At 34.7% G+C, this 22,897-nt stretch carries 13 protein-coding genes; all 13 read left to right on the top strand.

The window, feature by feature from the left end; genetic code table 11:
* Window positions 1-14 precede the first annotated feature (14 nt).
* The 13 genes from HNQ90_RS12575 (at window position 15) to HNQ90_RS12515 (ending at window position 22,894) form a co-directional block, all read left to right on the top strand.
* A complete protein-coding gene (locus HNQ90_RS12575) occupies window positions 15-1,427 on the top strand; it encodes an L-fucose/L-arabinose isomerase family protein (protein WP_144116381.1) in 1,413 nt (470 codons plus the stop codon).
* A gap of 30 nt (window positions 1,428-1,457) precedes the next feature.
* Window positions 1,458-2,510 carry an L-rhamnose/proton symporter RhaT gene (rhaT, locus tag HNQ90_RS12570; protein WP_144116380.1) on the top strand — a complete coding sequence of 351 codons (1,053 nt, stop codon included), beginning with the start codon at window positions 1,458-1,460 and terminating at the stop codon, window positions 2,508-2,510.
* An 86-nt stretch (window positions 2,511-2,596) separates the two neighbouring features.
* On the top strand, window positions 2,597-4,360 hold the full coding sequence (locus tag HNQ90_RS12565; protein WP_144116379.1) for a T9SS type A sorting domain-containing protein: 1,764 nt from the start codon (window positions 2,597-2,599) through the stop codon (window positions 4,358-4,360).
* A 199-nt stretch (window positions 4,361-4,559) separates the two neighbouring features.
* The gene (locus HNQ90_RS12560; RefSeq protein ID WP_144116378.1) at window positions 4,560-7,427 is read left to right on the top strand and encodes an alpha-L-rhamnosidase; all 2,868 of its coding nucleotides are present in this window, start codon (window positions 4,560-4,562) and stop codon (window positions 7,425-7,427) included.
* Between the two features lie 78 nt (window positions 7,428-7,505).
* A complete protein-coding gene (locus HNQ90_RS12555) occupies window positions 7,506-9,191 on the top strand; it encodes a GH39 family glycosyl hydrolase (RefSeq protein ID WP_144116377.1) in 1,686 nt (561 codons plus the stop codon).
* 227 nt (window positions 9,192-9,418) lie between these two features.
* A complete protein-coding gene (locus HNQ90_RS12550; protein WP_144116376.1) occupies window positions 9,419-12,460 on the top strand; it encodes a SusC/RagA family TonB-linked outer membrane protein in 3,042 nt (1,013 codons plus the stop codon).
* A gap of 12 nt (window positions 12,461-12,472) precedes the next feature.
* Window positions 12,473-14,065 (top strand): RagB/SusD family nutrient uptake outer membrane protein, encoded by a 1,593-nt coding sequence (locus tag HNQ90_RS12545; protein WP_144116375.1) that lies wholly within the window; start codon window positions 12,473-12,475, stop codon window positions 14,063-14,065.
* A gap of 154 nt (window positions 14,066-14,219) precedes the next feature.
* Complete coding sequence (locus HNQ90_RS12540) at window positions 14,220-15,614, top strand: cellulase family glycosylhydrolase (RefSeq protein WP_144116374.1); 1,395 nt, start codon at window positions 14,220-14,222, stop codon at window positions 15,612-15,614.
* Between the two features lie 25 nt (window positions 15,615-15,639).
* Window positions 15,640-17,814 carry a beta-xylosidase gene (locus tag HNQ90_RS12535; protein WP_144116373.1) on the top strand — a complete coding sequence of 725 codons (2,175 nt, stop codon included), beginning with the start codon at window positions 15,640-15,642 and terminating at the stop codon, window positions 17,812-17,814.
* A gap of 48 nt (window positions 17,815-17,862) precedes the next feature.
* Window positions 17,863-19,629 carry a sulfatase family protein gene (locus tag HNQ90_RS12530; RefSeq protein ID WP_144116372.1) on the top strand — a complete coding sequence of 589 codons (1,767 nt, stop codon included), beginning with the start codon at window positions 17,863-17,865 and terminating at the stop codon, window positions 19,627-19,629.
* 159 nt (window positions 19,630-19,788) lie between these two features.
* Window positions 19,789-20,424 (top strand): hypothetical protein, encoded by a 636-nt coding sequence (locus HNQ90_RS12525; protein WP_206669648.1) that lies wholly within the window; start codon window positions 19,789-19,791, stop codon window positions 20,422-20,424.
* A gap of 64 nt (window positions 20,425-20,488) precedes the next feature.
* Window positions 20,489-21,349, top strand: a complete 861-nt coding sequence (locus HNQ90_RS12520) for a hypothetical protein (RefSeq protein ID WP_144116371.1) — start codon at window positions 20,489-20,491, stop codon at window positions 21,347-21,349.
* 96 nt (window positions 21,350-21,445) lie between these two features.
* Window positions 21,446-22,894, top strand: coding sequence for a sulfatase (locus HNQ90_RS12515; RefSeq protein ID WP_144116370.1), 1,449 nt, complete (start codon window positions 21,446-21,448; stop codon window positions 22,892-22,894).
* Window positions 22,895-22,897: the final 3 nt, after the last annotated feature.

Raw genomic sequence — 22,897 nt, 5'->3', positions numbered from 1 at the left:
AAAAAAATAAAAGAATGATAAAAGTAGGATTATTTGGTATTGGTTTAGATACCTATTGGCCACAATTTGAAGGTCTATTAGAACGACTGGAAGGCTACCAAAAACAAGTAGCCGATAAGATGGAAAGCTTCGGAGCCGAAGTAGTTAATGTGGGATTAGTGGATTCATCTGAAAAAGCTCGAGAAAAAGCACAGGTTTTAAAAACAGAGGATGTAGATATACTATTCTTATATGTATCGACTTACGCTTTGTCATCAACAGTGTTGCCAGTGGTTCAAAAATTAGGTTGCCCTGTTGTTATTTTAAATATTCAACCCGTTTCAGCTATAGATTATGAGAGTTTCAATAAGCTTGGAGATAGAGGTGAAATGACAGGAGAGTGGTTAGCACATTGTCAAGCTTGTTCGGTGCCAGAGTTGGCAAACGTTTTTAATCGTTCAGGAATAGATTACGAATTTGTAACCGGTTATTTAGACGAACCTGCCGTTTGGAATGAAATCCAAGATTGGATTGATGCTTCTCAAGTAGCCAAAGTTATGAACAATAATCGTTTAGGTGTTTTGGGGCACTATTACTGTGGTATGCTAGATGTATATTCAGATTTAACGAAGCAATCGGCAGCATTTGGCACGCATATAGAAATTGTAGAAATGTGTGAGCTTAAAAGGTATAGAGATGAAGCTACAGATACGGAGGTAAATGAAAAAATTAAAGAATTTCATACCACGTTTGAAGTGGTTGAGGCTTGTGAGGAAGACGAAATAAAACGTGCAGCTAAAACATCTGTAGCGTTAGATAAATTAGTTGAAGCACATAATTTAGGATCTTTAGCCTATTATTATGAAGGAGATTCAGGAAATGAATATGAAAATATTGTAACCTCTGTTATTGCAGGAAACACCTTATTAACAGGGAGAAATATACCTGTAGCTGGCGAGTATGAAGTCAAAAATGCACAAGCCATGAAAATTATGGATGCCTTTGGTGTTGGTGGTTCTTTTTCTGAGTTTTATGCCATGGATTTTAATGATGATATTGTGATGCTCGGGCATGATGGACCAGCACATTTTGCCATAGCAGAAGGCAATGTACAATTGGTTCCGCTTCCTGTATACCACGGTAAACCAGGTAAGGGATTATCTATTCAAATGACTGTAAAACATGGCCCAGTAACCTTATTATCTGTAGTAGAAGGTAAAGACGATGTATTTTTATTGGTTGCCGAAGGTGAATCTGTAGAAGGGCCTGTGTTACAAATAGGAAATACAAATAGTCGTTATCGTTTTTCTATAGGTGCAAGAGGGTTTATGAACGAATGGTCTAAACAAGGACCATCGCATCATTGTGCTATTGGCGTAGGGCACATAGGAAATAAATTAGGAAAACTTGGTAAACTTTTAAATTTAAGGGTTGTTACTATTTGTTAGAAAAAAAGCGAACAATACAAAATAATAATTATGCAAGCAATATTAGGTGTTTTATTTCATTCATTAGGAGGCGTTGCCGCTGGTAGTTTTTACATGCCTTATAATAAAGTAAAAGGATGGTCGTGGGAAACTTATTGGATGGTTGGTGGCGTCATGTCATGGCTTATAGTACCACCAATAGCAGCTTGGCTAACCGTTCCTGGTTTTTTAGATATAATAGCAACAAGTTCTAGCAGTATATTACTATTTACCTTTATAATGGGACTGCTTTGGGGAGTTGGAGGATTGTCATACGGACTTGGAGTGCGATATCTAGGAATGTCTTTAGGAAATTCAGTTGTTCTTGGATTTTGTGCCGCTTTTGGTGCCGTTGTTCCTTCAATTTATTATAATATAAATCCACAAGCCGGAAAGGTGTCTATCACAGATATGTTGGCTAGTTCTGGTGGTCAAATTGTGTTGCTAGGTGTTTTAGTTTGCATTATTGGTATTGCGGTTTGTGGTAAAGCTGGTATCATGAAAGAAAAGGAACTTTCTGAAGAAGAAAAAAAGAAAAGTGTTTCAGAATTCAATTTGGTAAAAGGTTTAATAGTAGCTGTACTTTCTGGTATTTTAAGTTCTTTTTTTAGTTTTGGCATAGAGTCAGGAAAACCTATGGCTGATGCAGCTGTTGCTGCAGGTTATGATCATTTATTTGCTAATAACGTAACTTTTGTAGTTATACTTTGGGGTGGTTTAGTTTCTAACCTAGTATGGACTACGATGTTAAGTTTAAAAAATAAATCATATAAAGATTTCATTAATAAAAGCACACCAGTATCACAAAATCTTATGTTTTCCGCTTTAGCTGGAATCATCTGGTTTTTGCAATTCTTTTTCTATGGTATGGGTGAGAGTAAATTAGGTAATGGGGCAAGTTCATGGATTTTACACATGTCTACTATTATTTTAACAGCAAATCTCTGGGGTGTTTATAGGAAAGAGTGGTATGGCGTTGCTAAAAAAACAAAATATACTATTACTACTGGAATTTTAGTTATTCTTTTATCTGTAGTGTTAGTTGGAATAGGGAATTCTATTTAAGTGGCGTCCAATAGTTTAATCAGGACGGTGCAGGATACTACCGGATAGTAATAACTCTATCTTTAAGCATAAAAAAGAAACACATTATGCTAAAGAAATTACTTTGTTTTTACTTTGTATTGTTAGTTTCATTGCCAGTTGTATCTCAAGATTATCCTTTTATTTTACCTTCAGATATGGAGGCAGCTATTGATATAACCTCCTCTTCAATAGAGATGTACAATAATTTGTTGCTCGGAACAAATACACATCATTTTTCAACCTCAAAGGAGAAAGATTTAATTAACAAATTAAAACCTATAACTATAAGATTTCCTCATGGTTTATGGGCTAATTGGTACGATTGGAGACGAGATGTTACTCGCCTTTTTGGAGCAGAAAGCTTTCAATACGAACAAGGAGTAAACAAGACAATAAGAGCAAAATCTCCAGACTTATTAGCCAATATAAAGATATTTGATAGCAACAATATTAAAGTTGGCATTGATGGACTAACAAGTTTAAATACTTCTAGAAAATCCACTACAAGCAAAGGGTTCGATATGATGTGGACCTTTAACATGAGTGCAGATGGTACCGATTTTAGTAACGGGTGTCCAGAAACGATAGCACGATACGACGATTTGATTGCTAGAGGATTTGAGGTTAAGGCTGTTGAAATGGGTAACGAGTGTTTTTATCCAGGGCAACGAAGCTCTATCATACCAAATACAGAAGATTATATTGCTCGGGCAAAAGCAATGTCGGCTGCATTGAAAGCCAAAAATCCCAATATTAAAGTGTCTGTCCCGTTGTTAAGAAGAGACAGTTGGGCAAACCCTAATTGGAATGCCGATTTAACTCAAGACCTTTCTTATTTTGATGCAGTTACTGTTCATACTTATGTCGGTTCAGATCCTGATGATGCTACAAATAGCGATGAAGCTTATGGAACAGCACTTTTAGCTCGGTTATTTTTAGGTAATTCTATTTACGATTATGCGCACCAAGTAGCCCCCAATAAGCCCATTTGGTTAACCGAGTGGGGTGTAAAATCTGGTGGTCCAAATGCGGTGTCGGCATTAGGAATGGCAGATTGCTATATATTTATGAGCGAAAATCAGGATGTTTTTGAGCGGGCTAATTGGTTTAGTGTAAATGGGCAATTAAACTCACATTATGTTTGGGAAACTTATATTTCTCCTAGTGGTGTAGAACGACCAAGAATTAAATATCCTTTAGAAAAAACGCTGTTTGGATCTGCGTATGAAATTATACGTTTAGTACTCGAAAACACCACATTAATTAAAAGTGATGTACAAGTTTCAAATCTCGTAGAAGGTGTAAAAGCAGTAAATGCAAGAGTGGTTACAAAAGATGGAAAAACTTCGGTGTTTGTCGTAAATCTTAGTAATCAAGATGTTCCATTTAACATTAATATTGATGGTGTAGCTTATACGGATGTGGCAGTGCATAAAGCTCTAGCTTTTTCTACCATGGATGAAGAAAGAACTATGGGTATTGATACAGACCCATTAACTTTAATTAGTGAGGGCAATTTGGGTATTACATTACCCAAGTTTTCAATAAATATTATTGAGTTGTCCAATGCATCATTATCTACGTCTAACATAGTTGGACAAGATGCTGTAAAAATATATCCAAATCCAAATAAAGGCACGTTTAATATAACATTGGGTCATGGCGAGAAAGCAGAGTATCGTGTGTATTCAATTAATGGTACAGAAATCCAAAAAGGTTATGTAGTTTCAAATAAAGAGATTCGTTTGGAACATAATAAAACAGGTGTTTATATCTTACAATTAGAAAGTGACACAGGTGTTTCTACTCACAAAATAGTGGTTAATTAAATTCTTGGAAATTATAAGAAGTAAAAATTAAACTTAATTTAAAACGCTACTATAAATTTATTTTGGTTGCGTTCAATTTTTAGTAAATAAAAAATCTTCAAATTTATACATGACAGTGCAGGATAAACTTTTTTAAGTTTCCATGTAATTTCCAACTTTACAATTTTCAACTATCAATATTTTAAATCAATCAATAATAATGAAAAATAAACCTTTTGTGTTTTTTACAACCTTATTGGTAATACTTTGTATATCGTGTAAAACCAAAATAAATACCAATGCTTCTTTAAGTTTTGAAAAATTATTAATTAATTCAAAAGTTAATCCAACAGCTATTGAAAGCGAACAGCCTCTTTTTTCGTGGATTGTAGAGGTAGAAGGGTTCAATAAATCCCAATCAGCATATCACATTTTGGTTGCATCATCAAAAGAAAAATTAAGCGAAGGAGATGCAGATTTATGGAATTCCAAAGAAGTAAAAAGCAACAAATCAACTTTTGTGAAATATCAAGGTACAGGTTTAAAACCAATGCAAAAATACTTTTGGAAAGTAAAAATTTGGGATGAATCCCATAAAGAATCTAAGTGGTCTGAACCTCAAAGTTTCCAAATGGGTTTAATGGATGAAGCCAATTGGGGAAATTCAAAATGGATTACGCTCAATAAAGATACACGAACTTCTCCGTATCGTTTTAGGGATTACAAAACCGGTAATATGAAAAAAGCGAAGCCGGTTGATGGTTTTGCTGCTAGTTATTTTAGAAATGAGTTAAACCTTAGTAAAGATGTCGAAACTGCCCAAGTTTATATTTGTGGTTTAGGCTATTACGAATTGTATTTAAATGGACAAAAAGTTGACGATCATGTTTTGGACCCGGCACCATCTAATTATGATAAGCAAGCTTATTATGTAAATTACGACATTACAGAACAGTTGAATTCTGGTGAAAATGCCTTCGGAATTATATTAGGAAATGGGTTTTACGGGCAAAATATTTCGTGGAGTAGAGATCCAGAATCCAATAAAAAAGGGGTGTCTTATGGTCCGCCAACTGTGCGTTGTTTGGTGAAATTAAATTATAAAGATGGTACATCGGCAGATTTTTATACTGACGAAAACTGGAAAGAAGCTACAGGTCCAATAGTATTTAATAATATTTATGGAGGAGACACCTACGATGCACGATATGAATTAGGAAATTGGAATACAGTTGGCTATGATGATGCTAAATGGGGAAATGCAAAAATAGCCTCTCCAAAATTAAACAAGATTAGTGCTCAACAAATTCCGCCAATTAAAAAATTAAAAGAGTTTGCACCACAAAAGGTTTTTAAAGCACCAGACGGTAATTGGATTGTAGATTTTGGACAAAACATTGCAGGTTGGGTAAAATTAAATGTTGAAGAAAAGGATGGGCAATTAATTGAAATTACAACTACCGAAGCATTACTTACCAACGGGAAGGATATTTTTCCAGGATCAACAGGAGGAGGAGCAAATGGAATGGCACAAATTTATAAATACATCTGTAAAGGCGATGGTTTAGAATCTTGGGAACCCAAATTTAGTTATCACGGGTTTAGGTATGCAAAAATAAAAGGTGTTTCAAAAAAGCCAGATGCTAATATGATAAAGGCAGTTTTGGTAGCTACAGATATTCAAGAAACAGGAAGTTTTACATCATCAGATGCTTTATTAAACAAAATGCATAGCATTAGTAAATGGACTATAGTTGATAATATTCATGGCATTCCAGAGGATTGTCCGCACCGCGAAAAATGTGGCTGGTTGGGCGATGCACATGCATTTTGCGAATATGCGCTGTACAATTACGATATGTACGATTTCTATAAAAAATATATGGAAGACATCCGTACACAAATGCGACCAACCAAAGGACACAACAACCCAGAAATTAAGTTTCAAGTACCAACTATGATTGCTCCAGGTAAACGAACATCTACTTATGCCAAAATAGATTGGGGTGTGGCTACAATGTATTTGCCTTGGTATAATTACAAGTTTTATGGTGATGATGCCATAGTAAAAGAGTACTATAAAGACATGAAAAACTTGACCGATTTCTATTTAAATTATAAAGATGAAAAAGGCATTATGCAAGATGGAATGGGCGATTGGTGTCCGCCAAAATGGGACAGACGTAAAAACCCCAGTGCAATGGAATGCGATCCAATTATTTCGGCAAACGCTTACTTTTATGATGTTTTAGGTATAATGAAAACCTTTGCTGAAATAAATAATGATAAAGCTTATGCTGCAAAAATGAAACAAGAGCAAGAAGAGTTGAAAGATGCTTTCAACAAGGCATTTTTGGTAAGTATCCCTAATACCGAGCATAAATGGTATCAAAGTCAAACAGCTACGGTTATGGCGCTTCAATTTGGTATGGTTCCAGAACAAGAAATTGCGATAGTTGTTAATGGTTTAGAATATGATATTGTTGAGGTAAAAGGTGGTCATCATTCTACAGGTATTCATGGTAATAGATACATTTATACTGTTTTAACTAAATATGGTAAGGCAGATTTAGCGCATCAAATTTTAACAACACCAGATTTTCCAAGTCAGACCTATGTAATGAATTCCGGATTTACAACATGGCCAGAACGCCAATTTGTTTGGGAAGAAATGGAAGGGCCAACAAACTCTTTAAACCACCCTATGCACTCTGGTTTTTCAGCTTATTTTTATGAGTCCTTGGGTGGTATTAAACCATCTAAAGATCAACCAGGTTACAAAGAATTTACTGTAAACCCTGAATTTCCTGCTGCAATCAAAAGCACCGAAGTAAAAATACCAACACCTTATGGAGATATTACCAATAAATGGTCTGCAAGTGGTAACGCTTTAACGATGGCCCTTAAGGTGCCATTTAATACAAAAGTTAAAGTTTTGGTAACCTCATCAGAACTTGAAAGCATAAAAATAAATAATAAACGACTTAACGATTTTCAAAAAGACCATAAAATCGAAGTTAAAGAAGGCGCAGTAGTTATGGGATCGGGTAATTATACAATTGAATATACCCAATTTAAAATTCAGTAGGCATTTAATTCACCAAAACTATAAGAGCATTGCGCTATAGCTTGTTACAAATAAAATTAATTTTAAGACTAAAATAGAATGATAACAAATTCCAATAAAAAAAACATATTTACATTATTGTTTTTCCTTTCAGTATTTACCTTATTCTTTACCTGTTCAAAGTCAGAAGATCTAACCGAACCGATTATTGAGAATCCAGAACCAGAAGAACCAGAAAACCCAGAAGTACCAGAACAACCTATAATTATTGTAGATCCCGACAATTTGGTTAGTATTAATACTGGCGCAGTTGTAGGTCAATTGTATAATTTCTGGTCAACAAGACCAATGATAAATCAAACGCGTTTTAGTAGCGCTGGTTTTAGAGCCAATATAGAAAATGTTAAGCCGTATGTTAAAAGTTATAATTTGGTTCGTGTTTTAGGTGGTAGAACGGATAATAAAAATAACTTTTACAAAGGTGTTGATGGTTCAGGAAATATCATAACAGATTTTAGTGAGTTGTTAAAGGATATGCGCAATTTTATGCTAACCGGTTTTAAACCTAGAATTGTATTAGATAATGTGCCATGGGAAATGAATGCCGTAAAAGAGGTAAATACCTACGGAAATACAAACCCACCAGACGACTATGATATTTGGAGACAATACATAAATGCATTTATGCAAACGCTTGTTAACGAGTTTGGTATGAGTGAGGTTAAAACATGGCGTTTTCGAGTAGCTACAGAGCCAAACTACTCGCCACAACATTGGAACGGTACTAAAGAGGAGTTTTTTAAACATTATGATATTACGGTAGATGAGGTATTAAAAGTTATTCCAGATGCCATTATTGGTCCTGGAAATAATTTAACCGAAGGCGTTGCTACTTTCACAACAGAGATAATTGATCATTGTGCCAATGGTACCAATTATGCAACAGGAGAAATAGGGACAAAAATGGATTTTTTCTGTATTTCATACTACGAGAAAATTGATGAAAACACAGTTAAGTTTCCTGAAACTGTAGATGCGTATAGGGCTAAATTAAATAGTTATCCACAGTTTAGTAATATACCTTTTGATATTCAAGAATTTGGGATATTACGAGACGAAAACAGGGTTCGTGGGCTTAGTTTAACCGACGCAACAGAGTTAGGCGCAAGTTGGTATGCTAGAATAGCAGATTTAGCATATGAAAATAGAATAACTGAAATTTATGATTGGGGGCAAGAAATAGAATCTAGTAATTTACCTCAAGGTAGACGAAATGTAACCGAAATGCTTTTAAAGATGGAAGGTGGTAGCAGATTAGAAACTATTGAAGACCTTAGTGGCCATGCCGGAGTAATACCCGTTATTAAAGGTGATGTTATTTATTTAATGGTTTATAATCATAATACAAGCCGTACCAGCACTTCAAACAGAACGCTTTACCCTCAATTAGATGGTGGATTAATTGCCGGAGGTACAAGCTGGAAAATGAACGAGTGGACTATAGATAAAAACCATGGTATCATGATGCACGAGCTTTATAAAGATTTAAGAGCTGCTGGTATTACTGAAAATACGAACGGACGTATTTATGGAAACAGACCATCAGATCGTTTTGGAGATGGATGGGATAACGTGTTAAACTCCAACTTAACCAAATATACTCAGTTGGCTAAATTGCCTTTAACTATAACGGATTCTATTTTGCAAAAAAGGGAAGGTAAGCTAACTTTAAAAGTGGATTTGGAAGCGCATAGTGTTAAGTTAATTGAATTAATTCCTCAATAAAAAAAGGAATAATCTTCGTTATTTTAACTTAAGAAACTCAGGTTTAGTGTTTGCCTGAGTTTTTTTATTTCATAGTATTTAGTAGATATTTTAACCTAAAACGTCATGCTAATAGTCGTTTATAAATCCTAAACAGGATAGTGCAGGACACCAAAGGATGCAACAGGATGGTTCCTGTCTTAATTCATAATAATTTAGACTTTGTATAACAAATTAACTAAAACTTTATGAATTTAAAAATTAAATTAAGCACGTGTTTAAGTTTTAATAAAACTTTTATATGTCTTATTTTGGCATGGTCTAGTATGGCTATGCTAAATGCCCAAACTGTAACAGGAACAGTTTCGGCAGATGGACAACCGCTTCCTGGAGCAACTGTTTTATTAAAAGGAACTTCAAAAGGAACAAGTACAGATTTTGATGGTGATTTTACTATTGATGCAGATGCGCAAAGTACACTCGTTATTTCTTATGTTGGCTACCTAACCAAAGAAATACTTGTAGGAAACCAAACTAATTTTAATATCACATTACAGCAAGATAATGCACTAGACGAAGTTGTTGTTATTGGTTATGGAACACAGAGAAAATCGGATTTAACCGGGTCGGTTTCTTCTGTGAGTTCAGAAGACCTAACTGCAGTTCCCGTATCTAGAGTCGATCAAGCATTACAAGGTCGTGCTTCTGGTGTTCAGGTAACACAAACTAGTGGAGCTCCTGGCGCTGGTACTGTTATTAGAGTAAGAGGTGGTAACTCTATTACTGGTAGTAATGAACCACTTTGGGTTATTGATGGTATTGTTGTTGGTACCAATTTTAACTTAAATAACATTAACAGTAATGATATTAAATCTATTGAAATTTTAAAAGATGCATCTTCTATTGCCATATATGGTTCTAGAGGTGCAAATGGTGTTGTATTGGTAAGTACTAAAAATGGCACGGGCGCAGGTGCAGGTAAACCACAGGTAAGTGTAAATTTATACACTAGCATGCAATTAGTCCCAGAATTACCCGATATGCTTTCTCAAGCAGAACAAATTGAGTTTACAAATGAGAGTGCAAGATTTAGGTCGGCAGCAGAACCTTTTCCAAACGATCCTTCAACATATCCTGATAATGATTGGTTCGATATACTCTTAGATCCATCGCCAATTTATAATGCAGATGTGTCTATTTCCGGAGCAACAGATAACTTAAATTATTACACTTCATTAAACTACTTTAACCAAGATGGATTGGTAAAAAGTACAGGTATTGAAAAATATATATTTAGATCAAACTTAGATTATAAATTAAGCGATAAGGTAAAAACAGGGTTTAGAGTTAATTATTCTAGAATAGAACAAGATAATGGAAACGCTAGTTTTGGTAATGCATTTGCAACGCTTCGTACGCAACCTATTTATAATGAGGATGGCACGTATAATGGATTTGATGAAGTTATAGGTTCGCCATGGTCAAACCCAATAGCTAATATAGCTTTAAATACAAACGAAACATTTACCAATAATTTATTAGCATCGCTATATTTAGAATATAAGCCAGCACCAAATTGGATAATTCGTTCTACATTTAGTCCGGAGTTTAACAACACAAAACAAAACAGGTTTACATCTAGTCAAAGTCCTCATTTACTTATTGTAAATGATTTGGGGAATGCTAGTGTAAGAACGGTGGCAAGTTCGGGTTGGAATAATGAAAATACCGTTCAATATCAATCAGATTTTGGAGAGAACCATAGTTTAACGGCACTTGCTGGTGCATCTTTTCAGAAAGTAACTACGGAAATAGCTCAGGCAGAAGCTTTTGGTATAACTAGTGATGCTACAGGTTTTAACAACTTAGGTTTTTCCGATCCAACTAGAAGCGTCGTTTCCAGTGATTTTACAGGTTTTCAAATAGCTTCTTTTTTCGGAAGATTAAATTATTCATTTAAAGATAAATACCTTTTAACCTTGGTAGGAAGAACCGATGGTAGTTCGGTTTTTGCTGAAGGTAATAAGTATGAATTTTACCCTTCTATAGCAGGAGCTTGGAAAATTTCGGAAGAATCATTTATGCAAGATCAATCGGTTTTTCAAGATTTAAAGTTAAGAGCTAGTTATGGTAAATCGGGTAATCAGGCCATAGAACCATATAGAACTAAAGGTATTTTAGTAGAAGCTAATACTACAATTAATGGTTTAGAGCAACCAGGATTAACTTTAGGAAGACCATCAAACCCTAATTTAATATGGGAAACAACTAATTCCTTAGATATTGCATTAGAAGCTTCTTTATTTGGAGGTAGAGTTTTTACTGAATTAAATTATTATTACAAGAAAACTAATGATTTGTTGTTGGATGTAACCATACCTAGACAAACAGGTTTTACAAGCCAACTACAAAATGTTGGTTCATTAGAAAATAAAGGTTGGGAGTTTTTAGTAAACTCAACCAATATTAGTAATCAAGATTTTAACTGGAATTCTACTTTAACATTATCATCTAACAAAAATAAAATACTAGATCTTGGAGGAGTAGATTTTATTGATGTTACAGTCGATGCTATTCTAGGGTCAGGTAACACACGTTTAATAGTTGGCGAGTCTGTTCCTGTATTTACAGGTGTACCATTTTTAGGTACATGGAAAAGTCAAGAAGAGATAGATGCATCTGGATTAACAGATCCTCAAGTTGTTGGTGGTTCTAAATTTCAAGATGTAAATGGAGACAACATTATATCAAATGAAGATGCCGTTGTACTAGGAAGCCCGTTACCAGATTTAATTTTTGGGTTCGAGAATTCATTTTCATACAAAAATTGGGAGTTTTCATTCTATTTTCAAGGAACGGTTGGTAACGAAGTGTACAATTTAAGAACACGTAACCATTTCTTCAATAGAGGTGAAACTACAAAATTTGCTGATTTGGCAAATCGATGGACGCCAGAAAATCCAACATCTAATATACCAAGAGCCGGAGCAGATTCTGTTACAGGAACACCTCCTAACTCAGAGTATGTTGAAGATGGATCGCACCTACGTTTAAAAACGTTAAGGTTAGCCTATAACCTTCCTGTGGATAAAATGGGACTTAATAGCTTTAAAAATGCAACCGTGTATTTCTCCGGTAGTAACTTGTTGTTATTCTCTGATTTCAGGTTAATTGATCCAGAAGCAAGTAATTTTGGACGAAGTGGCCTAGGAAATATTGCTCAAGGCTATAATGATGGGTCTTATCCTAACCCTCGAGTATTAACTCTTGGATTAAACGTAACATTTTAAAAATACAAACAAATGAAAACAAAACATATATTTTTATGCATCTTATCAACTATAGCATTTTTTAGTTGTGAGAGCTTTCTGGAGGAGGATCCAAAAGCAGTAATTGCACCCGAAACATTTTTTGCTTCAGAAAATGATGCAAGACAAGCCATGAATGGCGTTTATGGAATATTAAAAAACAATTCTATTTATGGGCAAGTGGGCTTAGATGTTTTTTATGATAATGGCGCCGATATTATAGAACCTAATCGTGCTGCAAATATTTTTGAGCCTATTGGAAATTACTCCTTAAACGAAGCTATAGCAGATGTATCCGTTCAAAAAATGAGTGTTTCAGATACTTGGAAAGATTTGTATAGAGTAATTAATAACGTAAATATTGTTATTGACAGGGTTACAGATAATAATGCTATAACACCTGCTTCGCAAACTGATATTATTGCCGATGCCAGATTTGTAAGAGCCCTATGTTACTGGCATGTAACTAACCTTTGGGGCGATGCACCGTATTATACAGAAGCTTTAGAAATAGATGAGGTTAAAGTTTTAGGAAGAACAGATGAAGCTACTATTATAAATGGCATTTTGGACGATTTGCAATTCGCTCAAGCCAATTTACAATCAACATATGTAGAAGATGATAGAGGAAGAGCTTCAAAATGGGCAGCCGCAATAATTGAGGCCAAAATATTAATGCAGCAAAAAGAATGGCAATTAGGGTTAGATAAATGTTTGGAAATTATTAACCAATCGCCTCATAGTTTATTGCCTAATTATGCCGATGTTTTTGATCCAAAAAACGAATACAATTCAGAAATTATTTGGTCTTTAGATTTTGCAAAAGATATTAGAGGACAGTTTGAAGAAGGAACGGTTAGAGAGGATGGCACTTTACCTGCCGTTTTTGGTAATGGGAACTGGAGACCAAGTATGTTTAGTCCTCGTTTAAGAGATGAACCTAAAAACTCAGCAGAAAGAGGTGCGTTGGCCGATGCATTAGCGGCTAGAAACGAAGCTTTTAATGGAACAGGTTTACAAGTAGCATCCAAAGATTTCGCAGAAAAGTTTCCGCTTAACGATTTAAGACGACCATTAAATATAGCAGATACGTATTTGGGATTTGAATTAAACTTTCCATATATGCCTAAATTTTGGAATTTAGATGTTAACGATTCGCCTCGTTTTAATCACTCGGATAATAGGTTAGTTTTTCGTTTAGCAGATGTACACTTAATGGCTGCAGAATGCGAAAATGAGCGCCCAGGAGGAAATCCATCTGTAGCTTATGGTTATATAAAAGAACTTAGAGAGCGTGCTTACGAAACAGTAGCAGAAGCCGAAGCTATTTTAGGATTGTCTCAGCAAGAATTTAGACAAGCTATTTACAATGAGCGCAAGTGGGAGCTAGCAGGCGAATGTATGCGACGATACGACCTTATACGCTGGGGGATTCTGTTGGATGTAGTTCAGGATTTGGATTACAGATTCTGGGACCCTGCAGGAAATATTAAAACCTGGCATGTTAAACTACCAATACCGCTACAAGAATTACAAACAAACCCTAACTTATTAGAATCAGATCCTTCAAATAATGGGTATAGATAGAAGTTAGTTTTTTATTTAGTTTTATTAAAGGTCAGAATAACGTTATTCTGGCCTTTTTTAATTTGCTTATTGTTACATGCCATACAGCACAGTACAGGGTACTAATTAAGTATTCAAAATTTATCTTGCATTACATTTTAACCTTTAAACCCTTATGAAATTCCAAATTATATTAGGAGTATTTTTATTCACTTATTTTACAACTTTTGGTCAGATAAAACATGGTTTAAGAGACGCACAGGGGCGTCATGTTATACCCAGAGGTTTTGTGGTTAATACAAACGACCATAAAGGCGAAGTGTTTTTTAATAGCGATGACTATGCACGAATGGTTAGAATGGGGGCTAACTTTCAAGTAATACGATTAGAACTAGGTAAGCTAAGTCATTTTCCAGGAGGTAAATTAGATCCAACGTATTTGAATAAACTAGACAATTTGGTAGCACTAGGTAGAAACCATGGTATTAAAACCATTTTTAAAATGACGGTTTATGGAGTCGATAAATTTATTTGGGAAGAGTTTTGGCAAAACAAAAAGAATGAATATGAAACCTATATTGATGCATGGAAAGTGATATGGAATCGATATTCAGAGGAATCTTCGGTATTAGGTTACGATGTGGTAAACGAACCTAGAAAGTTAACCATGGATATTTCTTATGAAAAACTAACTAATAAATATCTCATTCCACTATATCAAAAGATTATAGATGAAAGTCAAAAAATAAATGCGGATAAAATGACGTTATTTCAGTCTATCTTCATGAATAAAGGGGAGAAAATTGACAATAACCAATATTCTGAAATAACAGCACCAATAAAAAGAAAGAACATCATTTTTGCGCCGCATATATATCAAAATGATATTAACTATATAAAGCGAAATATGGATCGTTTTGATAAAGAATCAGACATGCTAAATGCTCCAATTCTTATAGGGGAATGGGGTTTCCCTACCTTTGCAACAACCGATACCATTATAGATGGTAAACTTGGGCAATTAAAGTATAGAGAGCTTTATATACGAACCGCAGAGGTATTCGATAGGATGGGTGTGGGCTCAATTAAAGCTTGGTTTTTAGGTAATCGTACCATGCAACACTTTTTACCTGGCGGTCCTTCAACATGGTCTATTTTTAGCGATAGCACCGATGCAGGTACCGTAGAGCGCAAGTATATTACAGATGTAATATCACGACCTTTTCCGCAGGTTATTGCAGGAGATATTCAATCCTTTTTATTCAATCATGCTACACGAAATTTAGATATTAAATTAAAACCCGATAATAGTAAAGGCGCATCCAAAATATTTATTGGTGCCAATAGACATTATCCAGATGGCTTTTCTGTTTTAATAGGCAATCATTCAGTTTTATACTATAATCCTTTAAAAAATGTTGGTCTCGAAATTTATAAATTAGCGAAAGGTATCGATCCAACAAATTTTATTTGGGATTCTAATACCCAGAAGTTAATTGTATTAAAGTGGCCTGAAAGCAAGGATGAAATAGAGCTGAAAATTGTTCCAGGTTTAAGAAATTTTGAATAGATAATTAAAAATAAAAAGTGAATTTATGAAGAAGTTATTATTAGTAGGATGTTTTGTTGTCTCATTTTTAGGTTGTAATTCAAATAAAGCAATTGCACAAAATAAAAGACAGGACGATGCTGAAATTGCTAAAAAAGTACAGCACCTCGTAAGTCAAATGACACTGGATGAAAAAATAGCAGAAATGACCCAAGATGCTCCTGCAAATAACAGGTTAGGAATTCCGTTTATGAAGTATGGTGAAGCACTACATGGCTTGTGGCTTGTTTTAGATTATTATGGTAATACAACGGTTTATCCTCAAGCTATTGCTGCAGCTTCTACTTGGCAACCCGAGTTAGTTAAAAAAATGGCTTCTCAAACAGCGCTAGAAGCACGAGCTTTAGGTGTTACACATTGTTATTCACCTAATTTAGATGTAATTTCTGGTGATCCACGGTATGGTAGGGTAGAAGAGTCTTATGGCGAAGACCCATATTTGGTGTCTAGAATGGGTGTTGCTTTTATCGAGGGGTTACAAGGCACAGGCGATGAGCAATATGATGAGAATCATGTTATTGCAACGGCTAAGCATTTTATAGGTTATCCAGAAAATAGACGCGGTATTAATGGTGGTTTTAGCGATATGTCCGAACGTCGATTACGAGAAATTTATCTACCTCCTTTTGAAGCTGCTATAAAAGAAGCAAAGGTAGGATCTATAATGCCTGGGCATCAAGATTATAATGGAGTTCCAAACCATATGAATACTTGGTTACTAAAGGATATTTTAAGAGATGAATTAGGGTTTGATGGTTTTATTGTTTCCGATAATAATGATGTTGCACGATTGGAGACAATGCATTTTATTTCAGAATCTAGAACAGAGTCAGCAATATTAGGTTTAAAAGCTGGTGTGGATATGGATTTAGTTATTGGAAAAAGTGTAGACCTATCTTCATATCATTCAAACGTATTAAAGGATACTATAACGAATAATCCGGAATTAGTAAAGTATATTGATAAGGCAACATCTCGTATTTTAACCGCAAAATATAAATTGGGTTTATTTGATGCAGAACCAAAAGAGATTGATACTAAAACTGTAAATGCAGGAAGAAAAGAGCATCAAGAGTTTTCTTATGAAATGGCAAAAAAAGCAATCATTTTATTAAAGAATGATAACAATCTTTTGCCTTTAGATATTAATGGCATAAAATCCTTAGCGGTAATTGGTCCTAACGCACATGAAGAGCAACCTGAAAAAGGAACATATGCTTTACTAGGTGGTTATTCTGGATTGCCACCATATTATACGTCTGTATTAGAAGGGTTAACAAGTAAAACTAAAGGGAAAGTAAAAATAAATTATGCCAAAGGTTGCGATTTGTTAAGCAATTCCAAAGAAGGATTTTCAGAAGCCATTTCAGCAGCAAATAAATCAGATGCCGTTGTACTTGTGGTTGGTGGCTCTCGTAAAACGGGTGGCGAAGGTGTTGATCGTTCCGATTTAGATTTGTACGGCGTTCAAAATGAATTAGTAGAGGCTATACACAAAACAGGAAAACCAGTAATTGTTGTTTTAATTAATGGACGTCCTTTAACTATAAATTATATTGCAGAAAATGTACCTTCTATTTTAGAGACTTGGTATTTAGGAATGCGATCTGGTGATGCTATTGCCGATGCTATTTTTGGCGATGTTAATCCAGGAGGAAAACTTACCGTTTCTTTTCCAAGATCTGTAGGTCAAGTTCCCGTAACGTATTTAGAGCGTCCAGATTTTATTGGTTCTGGTAAAGGTTTATATAAAGATGCCGATAAATCGCCTTTATTTCCTTTTGGTTATGGGCTAAGTTATACCACATTTAAGTACGGAACACCAAAACTTGAAAACCAAACTATTAGTATTGATGGTTCAACAACAGTATCTGTAGCAGTAACAAACACAGGAGATATTTTAGGTGATGAAGTAGTGCAAATGTATGTTCGAGATGACTATGCCTCCGTAGGACGTTATCTTAAAATGCTAAAAGGTTTTAAGCGTATTACCTTAAAACCAGGCGAAACTAAAACAGTAACTTTTAATCTAGGTTTTAACCAGCTTAATGTTTTAAATCAAGACCTGAAAAAGGTGGTAGAACCAGGTACATTTACCATATCTGTTGGGGCGTCATCTATGGCCAAAGATTTGCAAACAGTATCTTTAAGGGCTAAATAAGTCTAAACGTTAAAATTGAAAACGAACTAGAGTAAACCTTTTTTTATCATGAGAATTTTAACCTTAGCCTTTTTAACTTGTATATGTTTAACAGGATGTCAAACTAAAAAGGCTGATAGTACTAGTTATAAGCAAGAATCGTCGGGTTTGTCCTTTCCAGAACGCCCTAATATTTTATGGTTGGTTACCGAAGATATGGGCGCATACATACCGCCATTTGGCGATTTAACTGTTGAAACTCCAAATTTAACGCGTTTAGCAAACGAGGGTGTCGTTTATCCGAATCTTTATTCAACATCAGGTGTTTGTGCGCCTAGTCGTGCTGCAATAGCAACCGGTATGTATCCTTCTAGCATTGGTGCAAATCATATGCGTACTAATTCGTATACACAGGTTACAGGTTTACCAGCCTACGAAGCAGTGCCGCCTCCAAGTGTAAAAATGGTTAGTGAGTTACTTAGAATGAACGGGTATTATTGCTCAAATAATTACAAGGAAGATTACCAATTTAAAGCTCCAGTTACCGCATGGGACGAAAGTAGTTATTATGCGCATTGGAGGAATAGAGCGGAAAATCAACCTTTTTTCTCTGTAATTAATTTTACCGAAACCCATGAGTCTGGTTTATTTGAGCCTTATGGATTTAGAAATGTTGAAACAAGACATTATCATGAAGGCGATACCACGTATGTATGGAAGCAAAATGGATTGCCCGATTCTAAAAATAGGATTCCAGAATCGGAAATAACGAAACACTTACCTAAAGACACAAAATTTAATATTCCGCCGTATTTACCCGATACTCCAAAAGTTCGCAATGATATGTGGAAACTATACAACAATATAGCTGAAATGGATAAACAGGTTGGAGCTGTTTTAAAACAGTTAGAAAACGATGGCTTGTTAGATAATACCATTGTGTTTTTCTATGGCGATCATGGAGGACCTTTACCAAGAGAGAAACGATTAATTTATGATTCGGGCTTAAATACGCCAATGATAATTCGTTTTCCAAAAAAACAAAAAGCTAAAACAAAAGACAACCAGCTTGTCAGTTTTATAGATTTTGCTCCCACATTGTTATCGTTGATAGATGTGGAACCACCAAAATATATGCAGGGTCAAGCTTTTTTAGGAAACTATAAAGCTAAAAAAGAAAGAAAATATATTCATGCTGCAGCCGATCGTTTTGATGAAGTTACAGATGTAATAAGAGCAGTAAGAGATAATCAATTTAAGTACATTAGAAATTACAGACCAGAACAAGGTTACTATTTACCTTTATCATATCGAGAAAAGATTCCGAGCATGCAAGAACTTTTAAGGTTAAAGGATGAAGTTAAATTAAACGATGTCCAAAAACAATGGTTTAGAGAACGTAAGCCTGAAGAAGAATTATTTGACTGTATAGCAGATCCTTTCGAGCTGAATAACCTTGCCGCTTATCCGGAGTACAAAGAAAAATTGCAAGAGCTACGAAATGAAATGGATAATTGGTTGCAAAATATTGGAGATCATCCAAATTTACCGGAAGCTGAACTAATAGATAAGCTATGGGGTGGTTTAGAAAAGCAACCTATTACAGCTAATCCAACACTGAAACATGCCAATAAAAAATTAGTTATTAATTGCGACACAGAAGGAGCCTCAATAGGCTATAAGATTAAAAATGATAATGGAAAGTTTCCTAAATATTGGAGTATCTATACAGAGCCTATTTTTATTCAAAAGGATAAAGATTTACTTGTTAAAGCGCATCGTATTGGTTTTAAATCTAGTAAAACAGTGCAAATAAATACCTCTAATTTAAAATAGTAGAACTTAATTACTAGTCAGAGCTTATTCCCTAAGGATACTACAGGATAGTTTGTGCTAAATGATTGGGTATTTTTAAACTGAATTTTAAAATATATGTTTGTGAATACAAAATCATTTTTGTTACTATTCTTGTTGATTTCCATATCTTGCTTCGCATTGATAGCTCAATCTGCTAAATTAAATCAAGCCATTTTTGATGATACCATTCTCTTTGAAGAAAAAAATGGTTTTGTAGCGGTTGAGGCAGAGCATTTTTATAAGCAAAGTAAGTCTCAGATTAGGCAGTGGTTTAGAGTATCGACTGCAGAAGTTCCTAGTGTAGACAACTACCAAGATACAGAACATAGTAATAATGCCAGCAATCAATCTTACATCGAAATATTACCAGATACAAGGATTACACATGCTGATAAGCTCGTTTGCGGTGATAATTTTTCTGACAAACCTGGTGTATTGGGCATTGTACATTATCAGGTAAAAATAAATTCATCAGGACGGTATTATGTTTGGGTTAGGGCCTTTTCTACAGGAAGTGAAGATAATGGAATTCATGTAGGTATAAATAATACTTGGCCGCTACATGGGCAAAAAATGCAATGGTGCGAAGGGAAAAATAAGTGGACTTGGGCGAGCAAACAAAGAACAAAAGAAGTGCATTGTGGTGTGCCTAATGAAATTTATTTAGATTTTGAAACTGCGGGAATTCACGATATTCAATTTAGCATGCGTGAAGATGGCTTCGAATTTGATAAATTTATTCTAACAAAAGATATCAACTATTCTCCTATGTAAAATGGGTAACGAGTTCTTTATATGTCAGTTTTAGCAGCATTAAACCAAAATTTTATAGCAAACCATGAATAAGTTAATTTTATTAGTTGTAGTTACATTAATTAGTACATCTATGTTATCATCACAAACTATTGTGCCTCCATCTGGACGAATAGCGGTGGTTGCAGATGGTAATTCGCCAGACCCAGATGACCTTGGTGGTACTGCGGTTACTTTAGCTTTGCTTAGGGCTACGGGGCTAACAGATCGTTTGGTTCACTATTCGCATAGTTGCGATTTGGTCGTATTACATAGAATATCTGAAGCGGCCGAAAGGGAACGTCACGCCATGATGCAAACAACTTGCGACGGTACAGCAAGACGTTGGGGAGGTTTTGAGCATATTACATTTTTAGACGCCAAATGGCAAACCGATGAAACTATTAAAGATTTATGTAAAGCAATAAATGCATCTACAGCTAAAGATCCGCTGTGGATTGTAGAAGCTGGTGAACCAGATATTATTGGTTTTGCGTTGCAGGCCACACCAAAAGAGAAACATAAATTTGTAAAAGTTATTACACACCACCCAGCAAATGATAATGCCGGCGATTTTTATACATGGCAAGATATTTTAGATTTTGGAATTGAAGAGGTTCGAATTCCCGATCAAAATATTAATCTTAAAGTGGAAGAATCTAAATGGGATTGGGCTAAAAATTATAATGATGATCGTCTTCAGTTTGTATGGTTAATGGGGAAAATGGCCGAAATAGATGATGTTGTTAAATTTCAAAAAGGCAAATGGGATTGTTCTGATGCGGGGATGATTTTATATTGGATAACCGGTGCGAATAAAAATTATGGATTAAAGCAAGGCACCGTTAAAGATGTGAAATCTTTGCTATTAAATTATATATTGAAACACCCAAAAACCACCAAATAGTTACAACTGACTCTAATGTTGTAGGTACATTAAATGATATTGAAGGCTTAAAACATCATATAAAATTAAATAAATAAAAATAGCAATTCTATTATAATGATTGGAATAAAAAGAAATTTACTTTTAATTTTAGGTTTAAGTTTTGGCCTTGCTTTATATGCCCAACAACAGCCCAACGTAGTTGTTTTTTTGGTAGATGATTTAAGACCAGAATTAGGGTGTTATGGCAATAAAATAGTAAAGAGCCCAAACATTGATGCCTTAGCAAAAGATGGTGTCCTGTTTAAAAAAGCTTATGCACAAGAAGCTATATGTGCCCCATCTCGAATGAGTATTTTAACAGGATTACGTCCAGAGCGTATAGGTATTTATTCTATTTTCACACCATTACGTTCCAAACATAAAGAGTTGCTAACGATGCCTCAATTTTTTAAAAATCAAGGCTATACTACGGTTAGCGTTGGTAAGGTGTACCATCATACTAACGACGATAAGGATAGTTGGAGTACTCATGTTCCTAAGGAAGTAAACTCTTGGGTATTACCAGAAAGTTTAGCGATAATAGATAGTCTAAAAAACGCAGGCATTAAATCTAACGGACCAGCTTTTGAATTTGCCGATGTAGAAGACGATGCTTATAAAGATGGTCGTGCCACTAATGATGCTATCGAAACACTTCATAAAATTAAAGATGAAAAGTTTTTAATGTTTGTGGGCTTAACAAAACCGCATCTTCCCTTTAATGCGCCTAAAAAGTATTGGGATATGTACAATAAATCGGATTTTATTGTGCCTGCTAAAGTAGCACCAAAAGATATATATAAATTAGCATTAACAAACTGGGGCGAATTGAGAAATTATTATGGTATTCCTAAAGAAGGGCCTTTAGAAGATGATTTAACTAAAGATCTTATTCATGGTTATTACGCTTCCATTAGTTATATAGATGCTCAAATGGGAAAAGTAATGAAAACTCTAGAGGATCTCGATTTACGTAAAAACACCATGGTGGTATTTATGAGTGATCATGGATATAAAATTGGTGAGTATGGTGCTTGGTGTAAACATAGTAATTTTGAAATTGATGTAAATGTACCCTTTATTGTGAGTAGAGAAACTAGTTACAAAAATAGAGTAACTAATGCTACATCTCAGGCATTTGTAGAAAACGTCGATCTATTTCCTACTTTGGTAGAGTTATGTGGTTTACCAAAACAATCGTTAGACGGAAACAGTATTTTACCCCTAGTTAATAACCCTAACTTAAAATGGGAAGAAGCCGCCTATAGCTTATATCCTAGAGGAAAAAAAATTATGGGCTTTACCTGTACAAATGGTAAGTTTAGATATACGGAGTGGTGGAATAATAAAGAGAATAAGCTCATGGATAAAGAGCTATATTTTTGCAATCAGGATTACATGAACGAAAATGTAAACTTGAAAAATAATCCTACCTATCAAAAGGAATTAATTAAAATGGAAAAATTATTAGATAAACAATTTCCTAAAAATCAAAGGTCTTCATATCCTCAACTAGATAAATAACAT

The organism is Algibacter amylolyticus (genome assembly GCF_014202225.1).
GTDB classification, from domain to species: domain Bacteria; phylum Bacteroidota; class Bacteroidia; order Flavobacteriales; family Flavobacteriaceae; genus Algibacter_B; species Algibacter_B amylolyticus.
This window is presented reverse-complemented; position numbering and strand designations above follow the sequence as displayed.